Annotated in this window: 16 protein-coding genes and 1 riboswitch; of the genes, 6 read left to right on the top strand and 10 right to left on the bottom strand. The window is 41.2% G+C overall.

Annotation, left to right across the window (positions count from 1 at the left end; genetic code table 11):
* Window positions 1-62 precede the first annotated feature (62 nt).
* On the bottom strand, window positions 63-1583 hold the full coding sequence (locus tag CWC04_RS01165) for a CYTH and CHAD domain-containing protein (RefSeq protein ID WP_138684410.1): 1521 nt from the start codon (window positions 1581-1583) through the stop codon (window positions 63-65).
* Between the two features lie 215 nt (window positions 1584-1798).
* On the opposite strand from CWC04_RS01165, the gene CWC04_RS01160 reads away from it, so the two are divergent.
* Window positions 1799-2404, top strand: a complete 606-nt coding sequence (locus CWC04_RS01160; protein ID WP_054983196.1) for a TIGR04211 family SH3 domain-containing protein — start codon at window positions 1799-1801, stop codon at window positions 2402-2404.
* Window positions 2405-2516: 112 nt separating this feature from the next.
* On the opposite strand, the gene CWC04_RS01155 is transcribed toward CWC04_RS01160, so the two are convergent.
* Window positions 2517-2999: a winged helix-turn-helix transcriptional regulator gene (locus CWC04_RS01155; RefSeq protein WP_055252943.1), complete on the bottom strand. Its 483-nt coding sequence runs from the start codon at window positions 2997-2999 to the stop codon at window positions 2517-2519.
* A 207-nt stretch (window positions 3000-3206) separates the two neighbouring features.
* On the opposite strand from CWC04_RS01155, the gene putA reads away from it, so the two are divergent.
* Window positions 3207-7010 carry a bifunctional proline dehydrogenase/L-glutamate gamma-semialdehyde dehydrogenase PutA gene (gene putA, locus CWC04_RS01150; protein ID WP_138684409.1) on the top strand — a complete coding sequence of 1268 codons (3804 nt, stop codon included), beginning with the start codon at window positions 3207-3209 and terminating at the stop codon, window positions 7008-7010.
* A gap of 121 nt (window positions 7011-7131) precedes the next feature.
* Window positions 7132-8325: a cyclic di-GMP phosphodiesterase gene (locus CWC04_RS01145; RefSeq protein WP_138684408.1), complete on the top strand. Its 1194-nt coding sequence runs from the start codon at window positions 7132-7134 to the stop codon at window positions 8323-8325.
* A 49-nt stretch (window positions 8326-8374) separates the two neighbouring features.
* Here the strand turns inward: CWC04_RS01145 and CWC04_RS01140 are convergent, their stop codons facing one another.
* The 6 genes from CWC04_RS01140 to CWC04_RS01115 all read right to left on the bottom strand — a co-directional run bounded on the left by CWC04_RS01140 (window position 8375) and on the right by CWC04_RS01115 (window position 13960).
* On the bottom strand, window positions 8375-9463 hold the full coding sequence (locus tag CWC04_RS01140) for a general secretion pathway protein GspB (protein WP_138684407.1): 1089 nt from the start codon (window positions 9461-9463) through the stop codon (window positions 8375-8377).
* 11 nt (window positions 9464-9474) lie between these two features.
* The gene (locus CWC04_RS01135; protein WP_138684406.1) at window positions 9475-10392 is read right to left on the bottom strand and encodes an ExeA family protein; all 918 of its coding nucleotides are present in this window, start codon (window positions 10390-10392) and stop codon (window positions 9475-9477) included.
* Between the two features lie 175 nt (window positions 10393-10567).
* Window positions 10568-11086: an Lcl C-terminal domain-containing protein gene (locus CWC04_RS01130; RefSeq protein ID WP_054983192.1), complete on the bottom strand. Its 519-nt coding sequence runs from the start codon at window positions 11084-11086 to the stop codon at window positions 10568-10570.
* A 9-nt stretch (window positions 11087-11095) separates the two neighbouring features.
* Window positions 11096-12751, bottom strand: coding sequence for an Lcl C-terminal domain-containing protein (locus tag CWC04_RS01125; RefSeq protein WP_126006203.1), 1656 nt, complete (start codon window positions 12749-12751; stop codon window positions 11096-11098).
* Between the two features lie 151 nt (window positions 12752-12902).
* A complete protein-coding gene (locus CWC04_RS01120; RefSeq protein ID WP_024034321.1) occupies window positions 12903-13235 on the bottom strand; it encodes a hypothetical protein in 333 nt (110 codons plus the stop codon).
* A 20-nt stretch (window positions 13236-13255) separates the two neighbouring features.
* Window positions 13256-13960: a DUF2982 domain-containing protein gene (locus CWC04_RS01115; protein WP_138684405.1), complete on the bottom strand. Its 705-nt coding sequence runs from the start codon at window positions 13958-13960 to the stop codon at window positions 13256-13258.
* Between the two features lie 246 nt (window positions 13961-14206).
* Here CWC04_RS01115 and CWC04_RS01110 point away from each other — a divergent pair, with 246 nt between their 5' ends.
* The 3 genes from CWC04_RS01110 to msrA all read left to right on the top strand — a co-directional run bounded on the left by CWC04_RS01110 (window position 14207) and on the right by msrA (window position 18996).
* Entirely contained in the window at window positions 14207-15259 is a 1053-nt protein-coding gene (locus tag CWC04_RS01110) for an efflux RND transporter periplasmic adaptor subunit (RefSeq protein ID WP_054983189.1), read from the top strand.
* Window positions 15260-15262: 3 nt separating this feature from the next.
* Window positions 15263-18370, top strand: coding sequence for an efflux RND transporter permease subunit (locus CWC04_RS01105; RefSeq protein WP_004587179.1), 3108 nt, complete (start codon window positions 15263-15265; stop codon window positions 18368-18370).
* 89 nt (window positions 18371-18459) lie between these two features.
* Entirely contained in the window at window positions 18460-18996 is a 537-nt protein-coding gene (msrA, locus tag CWC04_RS01100) for a peptide-methionine (S)-S-oxide reductase MsrA (protein ID WP_064386893.1), read from the top strand.
* 245 nt (window positions 18997-19241) lie between these two features.
* On the opposite strand, the gene CWC04_RS01090 is transcribed toward msrA, so the two are convergent.
* Both CWC04_RS01090 and CWC04_RS01080 read right to left on the bottom strand, forming a co-directional pair.
* A complete protein-coding gene (locus tag CWC04_RS01090) occupies window positions 19242-21071 on the bottom strand; it encodes a TonB-dependent receptor domain-containing protein (protein WP_138684404.1) in 1830 nt (609 codons plus the stop codon).
* A 49-nt stretch (window positions 21072-21120) separates the two neighbouring features.
* Window positions 21121-21290, bottom strand: a riboswitch (cobalamin riboswitch).
* A gap of 67 nt (window positions 21291-21357) precedes the next feature.
* Window positions 21358-22140, bottom strand: coding sequence for a transporter substrate-binding domain-containing protein (locus CWC04_RS01080; RefSeq protein WP_138684403.1), 783 nt, complete (start codon window positions 22138-22140; stop codon window positions 21358-21360).
* Between the last annotated feature and the right edge of the window lie 93 nt (window positions 22141-22233).

The raw sequence follows: 22233 nt of genomic DNA, 5'->3' as shown, positions 1-22233 counted from the left end.
GGTTTAAGAAAGTTTCAACAAAAAGATTAAAGCAGGTGCCCATACACACCTGCTTAAATATATTACTGCCAGTACGGCTCTATATCAAAAGACGCTAAACGGCTTTGCTCCATTGCACTGACTAAGTAATCTGACTTTTGATCTAGCCACTGTTGAATTTTAGCCAACTGCTCGTCTTCTTGCCCGCCACAAAGCTGCTTTAAATATTCCAGCGTGCTGAGCTCGTACATACCATGAGAAATATCCAGCCACGGCAGTCTAAATTCTAAGCGCTCTTCTTTGTCAAACAATGACCCTAAGCAATTACCGCTTAATAAGCTGTTTTCTAATTGGGTGCGTAAGCTTAAATAATCTTGTGCTGTAAGCGTTTGCTCTTTAGGAAGTAGCTTATCTAAATTTTGCCAATCTTTATTAAATAAACGTTTAGCAATTTTAGCTACTGGCTGCTCTGCCGCTTGTAGCTGAGTTTGCCCCCAAAACTTACGCCATTGTTTATCTACCAACCAGGTAGTTAACGACAGCAATAAACGGTTGTATCGCGCGCTTTGAAACAAAGCATTAATATCATCAATGCTTGGCTGTAGCTCTTTTAAATCGTTAATAACTTGCGCTAATGCAGGCGCTGCATTTATTTTTTTATAAAATGCATGGCGTTTAGATGTATAAGTTTTTAGCTGAATTGCATTTTCAACCCAGGCTAATTCACTTAACAGCCACTTTAACTCTGTTCTTAATTGCTCAGTACTCTCTTTACTTACAATATCGTCAAACAACCAAAAATTATGCCTAATTAAGCTAATGCCATCAGTCACACGTTTGAGCGTTTTTAAACTTGGTTTGTCAAAGTAACACTGCTCATGCTTTTGCACAAAACGAATACCAAAGTTCATGGCCTCTATTAGTGCTTGCTCTTGAGTTGCTTGTTTTTTTAATTTTACAAACCCAATAGACTTACTTGGTTTAAGCGGTGTTTCATCGGCTAGTCGGTAGCCTCTAGCTGCTTTTGAATAAAGCCCTAAACGAATACAGTTTTGGCTAACAAGTTTATCTGCCAAAGCAAATAGCTCGTCTCTGTTGCCCTCAACAAGCTCTATTTCTAGCTCGCTAATAATATCAACCTTACCTGATGCAGCTATTTCGCCTTTATCTAGCACGACTTCAATTTTTGCGCCATTTGGGGTTTCTATTAACCAAGTACGACGAATAAAGTTAGTGCTAAAAATAGGATATAAATTATCGCTAATAGCATTTACTTGCATACCATGAGGCCAAATAGCATTATTAAATGCTAATAAATCAGGACGGCTTGATTCAATGGGTAAGTTGTATTCAGGACGTTGGTGTAGCCCACCCACAACTTCGCCAGCAAGCTTTATTGTTTGTTCGCATTTACTGTCGGCACAGCGGGTTCTAAAACCTATATCAAGGGCTCTTAGCTCTCTACTTGGGGTATCGTAATAGGCATTTTGCAAACTACGTGAAGGTTTATTAATAACCGTTTTAGCAAATTGTGTGATTAGCGAGGGGATCAGTGGAACAACGGCATCTGATACCAAAAACTTCAGTTCTATCTCAGTATCCATTAGGGTTGAGGATTACCTTTAAAATAAATAAGTGCTCAAAATAAACAAAGCCACCTCATTTTGCAAATTTTTTAACCTTTTTGGCTGAGCAACGCCCGCACTGGGTTACAATATCAACCTTGCTATTAACGCGTTTAATCCATACTATCTCACTACTTATGTGAAAATCTCAATCACAACCACAACGGACACGGATAGACTAACAAGGTAGATAAATGCTAAAACACTGTTTACTAGGGCTACTTTTAACAGCCACCTCGTTTATAAGCCAAGCACAAGAAGCTCAAACAGCCAATTCATCAGATGCAAATTCAGCTTATATAATCGATAATCTATATACCTTTATGCGCTCTGGCGCAGGTAAAAACTACCGCTTACTTGGCTCTGTAGATGCGGGTACTAAATTAACCGTGCTATCAAAAGAAGAAAACGGCTTTATAAAAATAAAAGATGATAAAGACCGTGAAGGTTGGGTTGAGTCTAAATTTATATCGCAAACGCCAGGGCTTCATCAGCAGTATCAAACACTCAGTAGCGAAATGAGCACAGTGCAAAACAAACTACGCCAAGCACAAATTGAGCTACCTCAGTTACAAGAACATAATCAAAGCTTAACTAATCAAAACAAACTGCTTAATCAACAAATTACTGAGCTGCAAACAACGCTTGAGCAAGAGCGTGCTCAAAAACAAGCAGCCACTGCAAAAGAAAAACGCCAACTACTTACTTATGGTGGCGCTATTGCTTTTATAGGTTTGTTTTTAGGTATTATACTTACCGTTGTACTTTCGCGCCGTAAGCGTTACGAAGGGTGGGCTTAATTAACCTAAACCTTGGTTAACTAAGTTTAATAGCCGCTGGCTAATCATTAAAAAAGCACCCTTAGGTGCTTTTTTAATGTGTGTGTAATGTATTGCAATAAGCATTTGGTTTTTAAATATCCAAACGTAAACCAGGATCCTGCTTAATTTTTTCTATTACCATGTAAGTATGGTGAGTACCTACTCCCGGAATATCGACTAAGTCTCCTAGCACCTGTCGATACTCATCCATATCCGAGACCCTAATTTTTAGCAGGTAGTCGTACCCTCCCGCTACCATATCGCACTCTACAACTTGCTCAATTTTAAGTATATGCTCTTTAAATACTTTAAAAACAGCCGTGTTAGATGTCACCAGCGATACTTGCACATGCGCTACTAAGCTCTGATTCAGCTTTTGTTCGCTAAGCTTTGCAAAGTACCCTTCTATATAGCCTTCTTGCTCTAAACGTTTTACACGGTCAAGGCATGGACTAGGACTTAAATTAACCTGTTTTGCTAGGTTAACATTAGAAATTCTGCCGTTCTTTTGAAGAACGTCTAATATTGCTAAATCGATACGATCAAGCAGGCGTAATCTATTTGGACTTGTCATACAGAATTTTATACGGATAAGTTAAAAATATGCCCTGTAAATTATCGTAAATCGTGAAATTTAACCAGCATATTCTGCTGAAATTTAATTAGAATGCACGCATTACATCACTGGTAATTTATTGGTAGCAAAGTTGCTTTAGCTCAACAGCCCAAGCACATAAGTTTTGTTCTACTATTTACATATTAACATTCCTAAGGGTTGCTTATGTTATTCAATGGCGATTTGACAACAACCTGTCCTACAAGACAGAAAATTCGTGATTTTTACCGCATTGATGAAAATGCTGTTATTGATCATATTTTACCACTTGCAGAAGTGGGTGTTAAAGCACGAAGCCGTGCATGGGAAAGAGCTCGCCAGATTGTTTTAAACATTCGAAAAGATCAAGACGGTCAAAGCGGTGTAGACGCACTTTTAAATGAATTCTCACTCTCTAGTGAGGAAGGTGTAGTGTTAATGTGTTTGGCCGAAGCCCTACTTCGCGTACCAGACAAAGCCACGCAAGATACGTTAATTCGTGACAAGCTTGCTAAAGGTGATTGGAGTTCTCATTTAGGAAGCAGCGATTCTTTATTCGTTAATGCTTCTTCGTGGGGATTATTAGTAACCGGTAAAATGGTTAACTACACAGATAAAACCAAAGAACAGCAATTTGGCATGCTTAAAAAGACCATAGGTCGTTTAGGCGAGCCTGTGATTCGCAAGTCTGTAAACTTTGCCATGAAAATTATGGGTAAGCAGTTCGTTATGGGTCGCACCATTGACGAAGCCATTGAACGCGCTGCTGAAAAAGAGCAAAAAGGCTACGTTTACTCATACGACATGCTAGGCGAAGGCGCGCGCACAATGAAAGATGCCAAGCGTTACTTCGACAGCTACATGAACGCAATCCATGCAATTGGTAAAGCGGCAAATGGCCGTGGCCCAGTTAAAAGCCCTGGTATTTCAGTTAAACTTTCTGCTATTCATCCACGTTATGAATTCACGCATAAAGACCGCGTAATGGCCGAAATTGTACCTAAACTGAAAGAGCTCGCGCTTGCTGCTAAAAAATACGACATTGGCTTTACAGTTGATGCAGAAGAAGCTGACCGTTTAGATATTTCTCTAGATGTTATAGAAGCGGTATTTAGCGATGAAGATTTAGGTAACTGGCAAGGTTTTGGTTTAGCCGTACAAGCATACCAAAAGCGCGCTATTTTTGTTATTGAATGGGTAACTGAACTTGCTACTCGTGTAGGCCGTAAAATGATGGTTCGCCTTGTAAAAGGTGCCTACTGGGATACAGAAATTAAAACCACGCAACAAGATGGTTTAGAGCACTACCCAGTATTTACGCGTAAAGCAACTACCGATGTATCTTACAAAGCTTGTGCTATTAGAATGCTAGAAGCACGCGATGTACTGTACCCGCAATTTGCAACACACAACGCTTACACTGCAGCCACTATTTTAGAAGTTGCTAAAGGCGATAACACCGGATTTGAATTCCAGCGTTTACACGGTATGGGCGAATCTTTATTTGACCAAATCGTAAATGAAGAAAAAATTCAATGCCGTGTTTATGCACCCGTTGGCCAGCACGAAGACCTACTTGCCTACTTAGTACGTCGTTTACTAGAAAATGGCGCTAACTCATCGTTTGTAAACGCCATTGTTGATACCACTAAACCAGTTGAGTCGCTATTACCTGATCCAGTAGAAACACTGCAAGGTTTACGTAATAAGTACAATACGCAAATTAAAATGCCAATCGACTTATACGGCGACGAACGTGCTAACTCTAAAGGCATGGACTTAACCGATATTAATGTAATTACGCCATTCAAAGAAAACCTTGAAAGCTGGTTTAACGAGCATTTAATTGATCAAAGCCAAGTACCTGAAGGCGCATTAGCGGTTAAAAACCCAGCTAATCACAACGAAATCATTGGCCACGTTAAACTCCAATCTGGCGATGAGATGAAAGACATTTTGGCCAATGCAGAAGCGGCGTTTGAGTCATGGTCACAAACATCTGTAAAAGAGCGTGCTAATTTATTACGCCGCGTGGCAGATATTCTAGAGCGTCACCACGACGAGCTCGTCGCTATTTGTATTAAAGAAGCCGGTAAAATTGCGCAAGATGGTATTGACGAAGTACGTGAAGCCGTTGATTTTTGTCGTTACTACGCGGCACGTGCAGAAGAACTTGCAAGCGATGAGCGCTTTGAAGCACGCGGTGTAATTTTATGTATTAGCCCGTGGAACTTCCCGCTTGCTATTTTCTTAGGTCAGGTGGCCGCTGCCATTGTGACTGGTAATACTGTTATTGCAAAACCTGCAGAGCAAACAAGCTTAATTGCACTTCGCGCTATTGAGTTAATGCTTTCGGTTGGCTTACCAGAGCATGTAGTACAGCCGGTGATTGCCCGTGGTTCTGAGGTAGGTAAAACAATTGTACCTGATGAGCGTATTCAGGCTGTTATGTTTACCGGTTCTACAGAAACAGGCACACTGATTTCACAAACACTGGCTGCGCGTAACGATATTCAAGTACCGCTAATTGCAGAAACCGGTGGCCAAAACTGTATGATTGTCGATTCAACAGCGCTGCCAGAGCAAGTTGTTGATGATGTAATAAGCTCAGGTTTCCAAAGTGCAGGTCAGCGTTGTTCAGCACTGCGTGTATTATTTATACAAGAAGATGTAGCCGATGGCATTATAGAAATGCTTAAAGGCGCACTCGCCGAGCTGCATATTGGCGACCCGTCATTACTTTCTACCGATGTAGGCCCAGTAATTGATGAAAAAGCCCTTAAAACGCTAAATGATCATGTTGAATACTTAAAAGGTAATGCAACACTTCATTACGAATGTAAGATCCCTGATAACACCGAAAATGGCGCCTACTTTTTTGCCCCTCGTTTATACGAAATCGAAGATTTATCAGTACTTAAACGTGAAGTATTTGGTCCATGTGTGCACATTGTTCGCTTTAAAGCGAATGATATCAACAACGTGATTGACCAAATTAACAACACAGGTTACGGCTTAACAATGGGTGTTCATTCACGTATTGAAGAGCGTTGTGAGTACCTAGCTAAAATGTCGCGTGCGGGTAACGTATATGTAAACCGCAACATGATTGGTGCCATTGTAGGTGTGCAACCATTTGGTGGCCGTGGTTTATCTGGTACAGGCCCTAAAGCCGGTGGCCCTAACTACCTGCAGCGTTTAGTAAAAGAGAAAGCATCACCTGATAACGTGCAAATGACTAACCTAACGCCAGATGAGCTTGATTTACACCATTACAGCGGTGCAAACGAGCAAGTTGAAAAGTTAATGGCTAACTCAATGCGCGATGAGAAAATTTGGCGTGCAACACCGCTAAATGACCGTGTATCGGCTGTTCGTCAGCTGCTTGCTAAAGTAGCAACGGTCGAAATTATTGATGACCTAGCGGATGATTTGGCATTAACGCTTTCAGAAGCGCGTGCACAACTTAACCGTTTAGAAAAACACATGCGTAAGTTTACTACTTTGCCTGGGCCTACTGGTGAATCAAACACCTTGCACCTTGAAGCACGTGGTTGTGTAGTATGTTATGCAGATAAAAGCACGTCATTTAACTTTTGGGCGCTTTCAATCATCACAGCACTTGCTGCAGGTAATACAGTAATTACCGTAGCATCAGAGCTATTTTACGATGAAGCGGTAGCCTTTAAAGATAAGTTTATTGCCACAGGCGTTGCTGAGGGCGTGTTCCAGGTTGCAAAACCTAATCAACTACAAGCTATTTTGGCTCACCCTCACTTGGCGGGTGCGGTGGTTGCTGCACGTTCATCTCGTTTAGGTTACTTCAGCCAACAACTTGCACAGCGTAAAGGCGCTATTTTGCCAGTAATTACTTCAGAGTATTACGATACGTTAATTAAGCGCTTAATTACTGAAAAAACGATCAGTATAGATACTACCGCATCTGGTGGTAATACTTCACTGATGACCCTAGTAGAAGATGACGAATAGCCCATCCAATACTAATTAACTAAAAATGTAAAAAAAGGCACTTAAAAAGTGCCTTTTTTTTTACCCTGCAACGTATAATGATGCTAATTTAAACAAAGACCCATTACAGAAGTAAAAAAAATTGAAAGTTATCTCTATTTCGCAATTACAGCCTGGCATGTTTGTTCAAAGTGTTACAAAACAAACTGGGCGCATTAAAATTAAAAACCAAGGCTGGGTTAAGACTCAGGCGAGTATCGATAAGCTCAAAAAAGCGGGCATTTTAGAAATAGAGATAGATCCAGATAAAACATTAACTACACCCGAGCCCGACACCCAAGCCCCAGTGCCTAAGGCAGAGATTAAAAAACGCGACCCTTGGCTTAAAGTTCACAGTAGCGAACAAGAAATGGGCAAAGCTAAAAAGCTCTACGACGAAGCTAAAACACTTCAACAAAAGGCCTTTGGCGATATTAAAGCGGGTAGAGATATAGACATAGCGCCTTTTAAAGAGCTTGCCAGTGGCTTTATGGACTCTATTTTTAGAAACCAAGATGCCCTAGCCTGCTTAACGCAAATGCGCCAAAAAGATGCTTACTTATTAGAGCACTCTATCAACGTTTCTATTTTAATGGGTATTTTTGCAAAGCACTTAGGCATAGAGCGCGACATTATTGTAGAGCTCACTACAGGTGCTTTGTTACATGACATAGGAAAAATTAAAATTCCTGACGAAGTGCTCAATAAACCGGGCCGCTTTAGTGATGACGAATTTAAAATTATGCAAAACCATGCTCTGTATTCTAAGCAAATTTTGGAAGAAGCAGGGTTAACGGGAATTGCTGTAGATATTGCCGGCCTACACCATGAGCGCTTAGACGGAAAAGGCTACCCGTTTGCCAAAAAAGGTGATGAGATAAGCCAATACGTACGTATGGCGTCAATTGTAGATGTATATGATGCACTTACGGCAGAGCGGGTATATAAAGCCGGTATGGAGCCTATAAAAGCGTTTAAAATTTTAAAAGATGGTTGCCCTGATAGCTTTGATGGTGAGCTACTTACTAAGTTTATCCAATGTATTGGCATTCACCCAGTAGGCACCTTAGTGCGCTTATCTAGCCAAAAAGTAGGCTTAGTTACACAGAGTAACCCTGAAACGCCTTTAAAGCCGGTGGTTAAAACATTTTATAGTGCTAAACACGGTCGCTACACGGAAATGCAAGATATAAACTTGGCAAATAAAAAAACAGCTGACAAGCTCGAATCAACCGTTAAGCCGACCGACTACAACATTGACTTAGAGCGCTTTTACAAAAACGCTATTTTACCTTGAGTTAAAAAGTAAAGCCGCAGTTTTGCGGCTTTACTTTATTAGCTGCGCTTTATTGCGGCCAATCCTGCAAAGCTTTAATACTGAATTCATAACCATCAAAATCAAGTACACTTTGCTCTGGGGTAATTTCGCGCACTGTTAGTGCCCCTATGCTCTCCCCTTCGTGTAGCTCTCTCCCATTAAGCTTTATCCAGCGTTTATCTGCACTTGAAGAGTATATATGTGCTTGGTATTTAATGCTTGGCAGCATGGCTTGTAAGCCATCTGGTAATAGCTCAACCGGTTTAACTCGAGATGAACTGCGTGAGGCCTGGGTTACTTCGTAATCTTGTTCTTGCTCCGAGTCTTTTATCGCTTGCGCAAAGGCATCTTTTAATTTACTCGGTACAGCATCAAGCTCCGGACTACTTTGCGGCGCTTGCGTGCTTGGGGTATTTTCACCATTCAGTGGTTTTCCAAGCACTTTATACTTGCTCATATCTAAACCTGCTGAGCTTGTATTTTGTGTTTGTGTTTGTGGCTGCATAAATTGCGTGTTTTGGCCGTGTGCATTATAAGCAAGTGGATTATAGCTTTGCGTATTAGGTAGCTGTGCATTGTAAGTCGCCTGATTAAACGCATTTTGATTATACCCGTTAGCATTTATAGGGGGTTGCACATTGTAACCTGGTTGCTGCTGCGCCAGATTATCATTAATAGGGATATACTGCCCTTGTGGGGTAAGCAACATTTTTTGTACCCCAGTAGGTGTTTGTACATACACCAACTGCCCTTCAATCGTTGCTTTATTACTATTTTTTTCAGCCTCTGAAGACGGTGATGTTACAGGCTTTGCGGCTTTATTTTGCGCTGTTGTTGGCTCATCTGTTACAGCTTGTTTTTGTTTTTTGCTATCAGTGCTAACAACATCAACCGTCTGGGTTGCGTTTAATAGTGCGCTGCTTTGAAACCACTTACCTGCTGTAAAGCCACCCGCTATAGCAATAAATGCTGCAATTGCGCCGCCAAGTAGCCACACCATTTTTTTATAGCGCGTAAGTGCTTGCTGCTGTTTTAACTGCGCTGACTGCAAATCATATTGCTCGGCGCTCATATCTGCTTGTTGAGATTGCTTTAATGCATCTAATAAATAAGACATAAATTACCTAACTATATAATAAACGACATGCCAACACCTACTGCAAACAAAGCAGCAAATGCTAAGTAATAATAAACACGGCCAGTGGATTTAGGTGCATTATTCTGCGCAGCCACAAAGTCCATAGGCAGTGATTCTTGGGCTGATTGTTTTATAATATCACTATCAACAATAAGCTGCTGCTTAGAAAAAGCCCCGACTAACGCGCGCTCACAGACTAAATTCATTAAGCGTGGAATGCCGCCAGTTAACTGATGTACAGCTTGCATCGCATCGAGCGAAAACACGCCTTTATCACACCCGGCAATATGTAAACGATGCTTTATATACGCAACTGTTTGCCCTTGGGTGAGCGGTAATAAATGATACCGTGCTGTAATTCGCTGAGCTAACTGCCTAAGCTCAGTACGTTTTAATAATGCCTGAAGCTCTGGTTGGCCCACTAAGACTATTTGTAACAGTTTTTTATGATCAGTTTCTATGTTAGTTAATAGTCGTAATTGCTCAAGCACATCGGGGGCAAGGAGCTGCGCTTCATCAATAATTAAAATTGTGTGCCCGCCCGCTTTGTTATTAGCCTCTAAGTGCTGCTTAATAAAGTCGGTTAAACTTTTAAGGGTGGCATTTTGGGCATCGTAAGTAATGTTTAGCTCATCACAAATACTGGCCAAAAGCTCAAGCTCCGACAGCGCCGGATTATGGATCATTGCAACTTGAGTGTTCTCTGGCAGTTGCTCTAACATACTGCGGGTAATGGTGGTTTTGCCTGTTCCCACTTCGCCGGTTAGCAATACAAACCCGCCATCTTCGCCTAATCCATAGGTTAAGTGGGCAAGTGCCTCTTTGTGGCGTTCGCTTAAAAATAAATAATGGGGGTTGGGCGAGATCGAAAATGGCTTTTCGCTCAAGCCAAAGTAGCTTAAATACACCGCAATGTTCCTTCGTCATTAAAACTCGGCCTATAATGGCAAAAAAAACGACAAAGTAACAACGTTGTATGCGCTTTATTATTGAAATAACGTAAATTTATGTAAAACAAAAAAGCGCCGCTAAATTTAGCGGCGCTTTTGTATTAAAGCTAAGTGCTTGGCTATTTTATTTTACTTAGTTTTCGTAACGCACTAAACGTAAATACACGTCACTGGTTTTAGCATGTAAGCTATTAAGCCCGCTATCAAACTGGTAAACCCATGCTGAGCTCATCGTGCTTACCCCTGAGGTATTACTCCAGTAGTTTTGCAATTTAGTGCCTAAAAACACCTCTTCGTTAATACTTGGCTCGGTGCAGCTGTGCTCTAAAATACTGGCAAGCTCTTTAATATTAGGCACCTGCCAATCGTCGTAATCGGCAGTGGTGTCGTTTTCTGCGCCTCTAAGTGCTTCTTGCCAATTAAGTGACGGAGAAGAGCCTGTACATGTTTCAGTGTCGCTATCGTAAACTTGTCCGTAGCTACAACGTTGCCACATTAGGCCTGTCTCTGTATCTAACACTGTGCCATCGTCATTAAGGGTGAAGCGTGTGGTTGGTGTTGTTGTATCCGCCCCGTCGTAACACGTTTGCGCTGCGGCTAGTTGAAAGCTTGCGCTAAATACAGCCATTGAAAATAGTAAGCATGTTTTCATGATTTTCTCCTATCGGCTTCTGACTAAACGTACATACGCGTACTTTTCTTTCGGGTAGGCTAAGTCATTCCCGTTGCTCATATCAATAATGTACGCTTGCGATAAGCTGGTACCATCGGCTGCAGTTTGCGATGTCCAGTACGGTAAATTCACATCATCTATAGCGCCTGCTTCTGGCATATTTGGAAAAAACGCTTCATCAATTAATACGTTTTCGCCCTGCTTGCCATAATCTATTAAGCTCAACAGCTCAGTGTAAGTTGGTAAGCGCCAATTGGTACCGCCGCAAAAATCTAAGTCGTTCACTTCATTTATATAGGTTTGCACACCACAGCTTGTATCATCTGGGCAGGTGGTATTAGCGGTACTGGTATCGGTAAAGGTTGTCGTGCCTAAATCCCAAAAGTAATGATTTTGGCCATCGCGTAAGGTGGTATTAGGTAATGTACCTGATTCTACACTTTTCACTTCCCATACAAGCCCCGTTACGTTGTCGCGTATACAAGTAAAGTCGTCACTATCATCAGCTACTTCATCAGCAAACTGATTTAGCTTAGTGTAGTCAAACGCAAGGTTACCTTGGCCTGCTTTATCGAGTTGGTTGGCAAAGCTGTCTCGACCAAGCTCTGCATCTTGACCCGGAAAGTCACTACTTTGGCAATTGATACGCTGCGTATTGTTATAACACTCGCCTAGGCCACTGTCGTTAATTAACCCTAATGCTTTTGGTGATACGTCAATAAATACGGTATCGGTGTCAGTGCGCCCTTTAGAATCAGTAACAGTGACTTCAAAGCTCAATGTGGTATCTAAATCAACGTCGGAGGCAAAAAATGTCGTGGTACATTGGCTAGTATTTGCCAGCGTTTCGGCATTGCCCGTTAATTGTTGCCAGCTACATGAAAACGTATCTGTTAGGGTGTCACTTTCACTTGCATCTAAGGTCACTTCCTCAAATTCTTCAACGTTTTGGTCATCTCCGGCATTGGCCACAACCAGCTCGTCTGTTTTATTTAATGTCATACTGTATTCAGTACTTGCCTCGCCGCCCTCGTCGTCGGTAACGCTTAATTGCCATATTAAATTAGTATTTGATTCAAGCAGCGGGTGGCTAAAACTTACCGTAGAGTTGTCAAAGTCGGTTACATCTAAATCAGGGCCTGAAATTAATTGCCACTGATAGCTATTAATTTGGCCATTTTCATCAGGGTCGCTCGACTCTTCAGCACTTAACGTTACGGTGTCGTTATAGGTTGAAGGTAGTGTTTCTGGGGCTGTTTGACTAACAACAGCAAGCGGTAATTGATTACTTGAGGTAATAAATATGCTCACGTTGTCACTAACTAAGCTGCCATTATCTGTTTGATAGCTTACAGATAGTACAAGTTCACTATCGGCTTTAACATCGGGCGCAGTAATTGTTTGCTCTGCACCTTCAAGCGGGAAGCCGTCCACAGATGGCCCGCTAACGCGCTGCCAAGTAAAGGTACCGTCGGCTGGTGAGCCTTGTGCGGTGATTGTAAACTCTGTTTTTTCTACAACCTGAAGATCGGTTCCGGCATTAACCGAGGTTTCAACAGCAGAGTCATCACTACCGCTGCCTCCACCGCCACAGGCAGCCAATAAAAAACAAGATATAAGGGGAGTAAAAGCAAACGCTTTCATAAAACGCACCTATAATGTCAAATAATTACTATAGTGTAATCACTAGCAATAAAGGTGCCATTTAGAGTTATACCAATTCGCTTAATTAAGTGAACCATTTTGAGGCTGGAAAACGTGTCGCAAAATGATTAAGCATTATTGTGGATTGGTATTACATGTACGTATCTTGATGAATACGCACAAACAGCTTAGTGCCTATTTTTGAGTAATCTACTTTGTATTCACGCCCATCAAGCGCCTGAATAAACAACAGCTGTTTTTCTTCGCCAAAAATATCAGCGCTACTTACATTAACAATTTCAAGGTAACGCTCTTTGGCATCACGCCGGTTTTTAGGTAGGTCCTCTTTAAATGGCTCCAAACCATTTTGAGTTACCTTTATACGTGGGTGCTGCTCTGCATTTACAATGACTAGATCAAGCTTTTTATCTTTATGGATGATGGTATTGCGACCACTCTTTATAAAAGATCTTTCTTGGCTCATTATTTTTCCTACTATCGCATTTAGTGTCCAACTTGCGATGCTATAAACCGTTCAGGTGCGCGTTTCCATTTATTTAAATCGGCACTGAACGACCAAATGTCTGTCTCTAATACACTTGCGGGTAACAGTAAATTATATCCCGTTAACAACTCAAGGTGCTTGGCTCTGTTAGCAAACATAGCTATAAGTCCAGTATAGCTAAATCCTTTAGGTGAGGTGTATTGTGTCTCTTCTATTAACCATTCTGATGGGCAATTGCCATTTTTGCAATGTTTTTGAACAGCTTGCATAAATAAATTACGCTGCTCTATCAGTAGTTTTCCGGCAATGCGTGGGTGTATAGCGCTTAAAAATTCGTCCATATCATTGAGTTTTAAACCTACTGCGTTTAATTCAAGGTGTTCAAGGCCGTCAGCCACCTTCGGAATACCGCTGTGGTGTAAGTTACTAACATGTAACTGCCACTGGCCATACTTATGCTGATACACAAGTAAGGAATCACTAAGCACTAAACTGTAATAAGGTTCCTGTGTTTTTAAAAAACCAATAAAAATAGCAGCTATGCACATGCTTACTAAAAAAATTTCTATTAAGCTAATTTCACCCGGGCGCAGTAAATTAAACAGCATAATAAATACCAAACCTACGCTGCCTACAGTAAGTACTTCAATGCCATTGCGCGCCCCTTGCGCCCTGTATTTTATTATTGAACTTGGCTTACCCATATTGGTAAAAAGCCATATAAAATAAAAACATAACAATACCCCAAAGTATTATTTTTCTCATTGTTAAACAGGTTTTACACTGCGGTGGTTGCTTCATCGTTTTATCATAATTTTAGTGTTAAATGGGAACAAGTAATTAGTCTCATAAATTTTTACGCCTAACGCACAAATTTATGAGACACATAACCGCCTTTTCACGGTCTTATTTCGTACAATACTTACAATTTATTTTCAGGTATGAAAACGATGTATTCAAAACAGTCAGGTAAAGCTCTTTTTCCATTTTTAATTACGCTTCTTGTTATTTTAAGTGTGTACTTATATTTGCCATCTAGCCATGGTGAACAATCTAATTCAAGTGATACACCCACACAGGTAATGGCCCATACGGTATCGTCTCAAGAAAACACCGTTATGATTGAAGCCATAGGCAGTGCACGCGCAAACCAAGCAATTTATATAAAAAGCGCACAAAGCGATTATGTTACACACATATATTTTGAAGATGGCGACTTAGTAAGTAAAGGCCAACGCCTTGTGCAGCTGCAAAATCAGCAAGAACAATACGCTGTAAAAGAGCTAGGCATTAATTTAAAAGAAGAAAAACGTCAGTTAAGCCGCCTTACTGAGCTTTCTCGTACGCAATCTACCGCTAAATCATTATTAGAAGAGCAGCTTTCTCGCGTAGATGCCACGCAAGCCCAACTAGAAAGCGCTAAAACCAAACTTGATGAAATGCTAATTACCGCGCCGTTTTCTGGCTTATTAGGCAAACGAGAAGTGTCGGTTGGTGCTTATGTAAGTAGTGATACAATTATTACAACGCTTGATGATATTAGTATTATAAAAGTTGACTTTAAAGTCCCTGAAAAATATTTATCTCAACTTAACCTTGGCATGAAAGTACATACTCAAAACGATGCCTACCCAGGGCGCACTTTTACCGGCAAAGTGACCCATATTAGTTCTCGTATCGACTCGATTACTCGCAGTGTAGAAGTAACCGCAAGCTTTGCTAATAAATCCGGGTTATTACGCCCTGGTATGCTTTTAAACACCGCTCTGGAGCTTAGTAGTAATCAGGCGCTTATGGTGCCAGAAAAAGCCGTGATCCCACTGCAAGATAAACATTTTGTATACCAAGTAAAAGAGGGTATTGCCAATAAGGTAGAAGTACATGTTGCTGGCAGAAATAACGGCTGGGTAGCGATTGATGAAGGCCTTAGCGATGGCGAGCAAGTGATTACCGAAGGCATTATTAAAATTCGCCCTGGTAGCAAAGTAAGTGTTGAGGGTTAATCGGTGAAAATTACAGATACGAGTGTTAAACGCCCTGTTTTTGCCATAGTAATTAACTTACTACTGCTAACATTTGGCTTGGTGGCTTTTTCGATGCTACCACTTAGAGAATATCCTGATATTGAAACCCCTATTGTCAGTATTAGTACTGACTACACTGGTGCTTCGGCAGAAATAGTCGAGACAAAAATAACGCAAATATTAGAAAACCGGATATCGGGTATTGAAGGCATTAAAAGTATTAATTCTTCAAGCAGAAATGGGCGCTCTAATATCGTTATTGAGTTTGATATAAGCCGTGATATTGACGCAGCCTCAAACGATGTACGAGAGCGAGTTGCTCGCGCACTAGACAACCTACCAGAGCAAGTGCGCCCACCAGAGGTGTCTAAGTCAAACAGCGACGAGAGCCCTATTGCTTGGTTTGTACTTAACAGTGAAACCATGAACTCGCTGCAATTGAGCGATTATGCACAGCGCTTTATTGTCGACCGATTAGCCGTTGTAGATGGCGTTTCAAATGTACGTATTGGTGGTGAGCGTCAATACGCCATGAAAATTTGGCTAAACCGCCAAGCCATGGCTGCTCGTGGGATCACTTCAAGTGATATCGAAAACACTCTACGCAGCGAAAACGTAGAGCTACCAGCAGGTGAAATTGAATCTATCGACCGCGACTTTACCGTACGAACAGCGCGTAGCTATAAAGACCAACGTGATTTTCAAAACTTAGTTATTAAACGCGGTGAAGACGGCTACCTTGTACGTTTAGGTGAAGTTGCCGATGTACATTTAGAAGCCGCCGACGATGAAAGCCTGTTCCGTGGTAACGGCCGTAACATGATTGGCCTTGGCATAGTAAAGCAAGCAAAAGCAAACACCTTAACAGTAGTAGACAACGCCCGCAGTGAACTTGAAAAAATAAAACGTAATTTGCCAGAGGGCACCACTATTCAAGACAGCTACGATTCGTCTATTTTTATTAAAGAGTCAATCAACGAAGTATATAGCACCCTTGCCATTTCTATGGGATTAGTAGTGTTAATAATATTTATCTTTTTAGGTAATATTCGCGCTACGCTTATCCCTGCTGTTACTGTGCCTGTAGCACTTGTTGGCAGCTTTATGTTTTTACTTGCCATGGGTTATTCAATCAACTTATTAACCTTACTTGCGCTGGTATTAGCAATTGGCCTGGTCGTAGATGACGCCATTGTAATGCTTGAAAATATTCACCGTCGTATTGAGCTTGGCGAACCACCTTTATTAGCGGCTTTTAGAGGTGCCCGCGAAGTAGGCTTTGCAATTATTGCGACAACGCTTGTGCTTATTTCGGTGTTTGTACCTTTAGTATTTATGGATGGGCGAATTGGCGCCTTGTTTACAGAGTTTGCAATGGCTGTAAGTGCCGCGGTGTTTTTCTCTAGTATTACTGCCCTTACCCTATCGCCTGCGCTGTGCTCTAAAGTTTTAAAAGCGTCAGAAAAAGAAAGTAAATTTAGCCAATGGATGGACCGTGTTTTTAGCAAAGTTGAAAACAGTTACCGCCAATCGCTTACCTCAAATATGACCAAAAAATGGGGCTTAATGATAAGCCTAGTACTTGCTGGTTTTGTTAGCTACTCGTTGTTTTTACAAGTGCCCTCTGAGCTTACGCCAAAAGAAGACCGCGGTACCTTTTTTATTATGATGAGCGGCCCTGAAGGCGCAAGTTATGAAAATAACGCTGCCAACATGGCCAAAATAGAAGAGCGCCTGCTTCCTTACTCAGAAGCTGGCGAATTAAGCCGTGTTTTAGTGCGCGTACCGGGCTGGGGCGGCAGTGGCGGTGTTGCTATCGTTGGTATGGCCGATTGGGATAAGCGCAAGCGCTCTACCTGGGAAGTCATGGACGAAATAAGCGCAAAAATGACCGAAGTAACAGATGTACGTGCCTTTGCTATTATGCGCCGTGGTATTGGCGGTGGTGGCTCTTCTCGCCCGATTGAGTTTGTACTACAAGGTAACGATTACGAGCAACTTGCTGATTGGCGCGACCGCATTATAGAGCGCGCAGAAAAAAATCCAGGCTTGGTAAGAATCGATCACGACTATAAAGAAACCTTTCCACAATTTTTAGTCAGCATAGATAAAAACAAAGCCGCTGATTTAGGTGTGTCGGTATCAGATGTAGGCACCACGCTTGAAACCATGCTAGGACAGCGCCGTGTTACCACCTTTATTGACCGTGGTGAAGAATACGATGTAATTTTAAAAGGCACTAAACAAGACTTTACAAACCCTACTGACATTTCAAATATTTACCTTAAATCACGCAGTGGTGAGCTGGTCCCGCTAGATAGCCTTATAAGCTTAAAAGAAGAGGCCACAGCATCGCGCTTAAACCGTTATAACCGAATGCGCGCCATCACACTAAGCGCTAATCTAGCGGATGGTTATACACTTGAACAAGCACTTAACTTTTTAAACAAAGTAGCCGCTGAGGAAAACGACATTGACGGCGCTGTAGATTATAAAGGTGAATCACAATTATATTACGAAGGCGCATCGGCCATGACCTATGTATTTGTGCTTGCCCTTACTGTGACCTTTTTAGTTTTAGCTGCACAATTTGAAAGCTTTATGCACCCGTTTGTCATTATGCTAACAGTACCACTTGGCCTAATGGGCGCCATGTTTGGCCTATGGGCAACCGGCTTAACGCTTAATATTTATAGCCAAATTGGTATTGTAATGCTGATAGGTTTAAGCGCTAAAAATGGTATTCTAATAGTCGAATTTACCAACCAACTGCGTGATAAAGGCGTAGAATTTAGCGAGGCTATTTTGCAAGCGGCCACTCAGCGCCTGCGCCCAATAATAATGACTTCTCTGACTACGGTAATGAGCGCAGTGCCTTTAGTATTGGCATCAGGCCCAGGCGCAGAGAGCCGCATGGTAATTGGTGTGGTGGTATTTACAGGGGTTATTGTATCAACATTGCTAACACTTTATGTTGTGCCTGCGGCGTATTATGCCCTAGCCCGCAACACACAGTCGCCAGAGTTTTTACAGCAAAAATTAAATAAACAAGCCGACTCTCACCCACTAAAAGACAGCGAAGAAATTTAACTGAGCTTACACTGCGCCGTAACTTGCTGTTACGGCGTATTCAATTTATGCTCGCCTTAATACTGTAACATACATAATTAGGACAACTTATGAGCACATCAACACAACTAGCAACATTTGGTGGAGGCTGTTTTTGGTGTATAGACGCTGCATTCAGACGAGTAAAAGGTGTACTAAACGTAAGCTCAGGTTACACCGGCGGTAATACCGACAACCCCACGTATAAATCAGTCTGCTCTGGTACAACAGGCCATGCTGAGGTTGTGCAACTGGAATTTGACAGCGCTGTAGTGAGTTTTGAAACACTGCTTAGCATGTTTTTTACGTTACACGATGCCACGCAATTAAATCGCCAAGGTAACGATATTGGCACACAGTATAGAAGTGTTGTTTATTACCACAACGATGCGCAATTAAATCAAACCAATGAGATGATAGCCCAGCTACAAAACCATATTAGCGAGCCAATAGTGACAGAGGTTAGCCCTGCTACCACATATTACCCAGCGGAGCATTATCATCAAGATTACTACAACGAAAACCCACAGCAGGGTTACTGTAGTATTTTAATTGCGCCTAAATTACACAAGTTTGAAACTGTATTTAAAGAGTTTTTAACTGACTAGCTAATTTGCGTTGTTAAAATAATTCTAATACCAATCCGCATAATTAAGTGATCTATTTTGAGGATGGATAAACGTGTTGATAGCAAGGCAAAAAATTCGCTATTTAGTTGTTCTAAATGAGAATTTTTTAACGCAGATAGCGACACATTTAGCCCCTGAAAATGATTAAGAATTAATGCGAATTGGTATAAATACACATTAAAAAGCCCGATATAAATCGGGCTTTTGTATATTAAAAAACGCTATTAAAACTGATAGCTTGCACCTGCAAAAAAGCGGCGCTCTGGGGTGTTGTAGTAATATACGTCACCGCTTGTAAAGTCAGCTCTTGAGTCAACCACATTGTAATCTCTGTCAAATAGGTTCTCTACACGCAGCGACAGCTCAATATTATCGTTTACACGATAGTTACCCGCTAGGTTCCAAAGTGTATACGAACCTAGGCGCGTTACAGCTCCCTCGCGATCACTGCGGTATTGCATATCAATGCGAGCATCAAAATCACCAAATTGCTTTGCGAGCTCCCAATTAACAGTGCGCTTGGCAACATTGCGTAGCTCATCGCCGGTTTCTTTGTTTTCGGCACTTAAGTATGCAAAATTAAAGTGGCTATCAAACCCTAAAATTTGTTGTGTAAGGCTAAACTCAACCCCTTCATAGCGAGCTTCGTTTATATTAGCTAACGCAAAGTTTTCATCGTAATCAATTTTATCTTCGATGTCGTTTCTAAAAATTGCAAAATCGACTTGTGCACTGTCAAAATTAACATTTACACCAAGCTCGCGGTTTATTGATTTTTCAGGTTGGAGATCTGGATTACCAAAATTTGGGTAGTATAAATCGTTAAATGTTGGCGCTTTAAAACCTGTGCTTTGACTAATTCTAAATGTTGAATTTTCAGATAAATGATAACCAGCCGCCGCAGTATAGGTTGTTTCATCACCAAACTGTTCATCGTCGTCTTGACGAAGAGTTAAATTGGCAAGCACAGTGTCGGTGTCGTAATAAGCCCCAACAAACACTGCCAATACATCGCGGCTATCCTCATCAAATGCTTGCGAGCTGTGCGATACATCATCGTTATACCAATTAACGCCGCCGCTAATATTAAGCGCATTTGTTAAGCGGTATTGGCCGCTGTAATCTACTTGCGAGCGTTTAGTAATAAATGTATTGGTTATTGGCCCGCCGGTATAAAAGTCCACATATGTGCTGTCAGAATCATCGGTTGCAAAAGCAACATCTATAGCATGAGATTGGTTAGTGGAGTTTTTGCTCCACTTCGCCGACAGTTGATAGTTTTTAAAATCCCCTCTTTCAACTGTGCTCGTTGCCGGGCTAAAGCTGCTATCGTAATCCGCGTAACCTTCGCTGTACTGGCCTAGTAGCTTAAAGTTACCGTAATGTGCATCTGCATAGTTTACTTTAAAGCCTACGTTTTTATTTTCATAGCTGTCGTCATCGGGCGCTATACCTTGCAGCGCATCAAAACCATCGGTTTTTTCAAAGCCTGCATTAAATGCGCTAACCACTTCATCTGTTTTTACTGAACCTGCAAGCTGATAGTTTTGATAAGCGTTAGAGCCAAATGTGGCATCAAGAGATACATTGCTCGCTTCACGCGTTATTATATTAATAACCCCAGCTAATGCATCTGAGCCATACACAGCTGCACGCGAGCCTTTTATGATCTCGATTCGCTCAATACTATTTAGCGGCACGTTACTTAATGCTTTTTGCCCTAGCGTGGCTGAGCCCGTGCGTACACCATCAATTAAAATTAGCGTATCGCCAGAACCTGTACCACGTAAAGATACGCCCGACGTTTGGCCAAAGCCACCATTAGGGTTAATTTGAAAACCCACTTGTGTGCTTAGTAAGGTTGGTAAATCGCGTACATTGCTTGCATCTATTTCGGCGCGATCAATTACATTAACGCTCGCTAAAACATTACTTATTGATTGTTCAAATTTATTAGCGGTAACAGTGATTTTTTCAATTGGGCTTTGTGCAGCAGATACAGAAAAAGACAGCGCAGCCGAGATAGCAACGCCAAGAGTTGTTTTATTTAGCATGATGTTCCCTATCTTTGCCCACCGCAAAGATTTAAGTAAGTAAGATTACTTCAAGGCCGGTCTCCGGACTCAGTAAACACATAGATGCGTTAATACTTTACCGTTGCGGGGGCAGTGTTGGGATTGCTTTTATCATAAAGGCGCACCAACTTCCCGATTATCTCGCTGTTAGTTTTAATACTTTAAACCCTGTATTTAGCAACCAGCAAGCACCTTGAAAATAGGCGGTTATTGTGAGCAGTTTGTTTACAAATGTCAACGGACGTCTATATAGCTAAAGGTTAAATTATTTATTTTCAGTAAAGCTGGATGTTACGCCGTATGAACTTAAAAGCGCTGTGATTTTAGGTTTTATTTCAGGCGAATTTAAAAGCTTATCCATTTGTTTTACCGTAATTTTACTGCGCACAGGATTAACTAAAAAATGAGTATCGTATATAGCATCTGGGGTATTACTCTTATAAAGCAGGTTCATATTAAAAATGTTGTTCTTTTTAAAGTATTGATAAGCTATGTTATTTAACACCCCTACATCGGCACGCTTTAATAGCAGCATTTTAACAACGTTAAACTCATCGATTGTTAAACTAACTTGGTGTTCATCACTTAAATATTGTGCATCGGTTTTAAAATCAGCAAAACGATAGGAATACCCCAATACCCCCGCTTTTGTTAAAGCATGTAAGTCATCGAAATAGCTTTGCTTTTGGGCGTTTTGTGCCAGCGTATACAACTCATTTTTAGCAATAACATAAAAGCTCGTTTCCTGTAAGGCACTTCTTGCTACCTCAGGCACCCATTGCATAGCCATTAAAAACAACATGTCGAATTCTCCCCATTCGACCCACTTTTTGAGCCTTTTTACAGGCAAAGAGTTAAGAGTAAATTTATATTCGCTTTGAGAGTCATTGAGTATTTTTACAAACTCAGGCGCTAACCCTTGCTCTTTTTCGGCATTAATAATAATTGGAAAGTAACCGTCCTCTACCAACACATCTACATTTATTGGCTTGGCAAAACTAAACTTACTGCACGCAATAATAATTATAAAAACAAAAAACTTAAGCATTCAAAACCTTTAACAGTCGCTATTAAGTAATATTGATATTAAGAATAGCCTAATATACGCAACTGCGTGATAAGCAGATTTAATAATGCATTT

The sequence above is a fragment of the Pseudoalteromonas sp. S2893 genome (assembly GCF_005887105.1).
In the GTDB taxonomy this organism is placed as follows: domain Bacteria; phylum Pseudomonadota; class Gammaproteobacteria; order Enterobacterales; family Alteromonadaceae; genus Pseudoalteromonas; species Pseudoalteromonas atlantica.
This window is presented reverse-complemented; position numbering and strand designations above follow the sequence as displayed.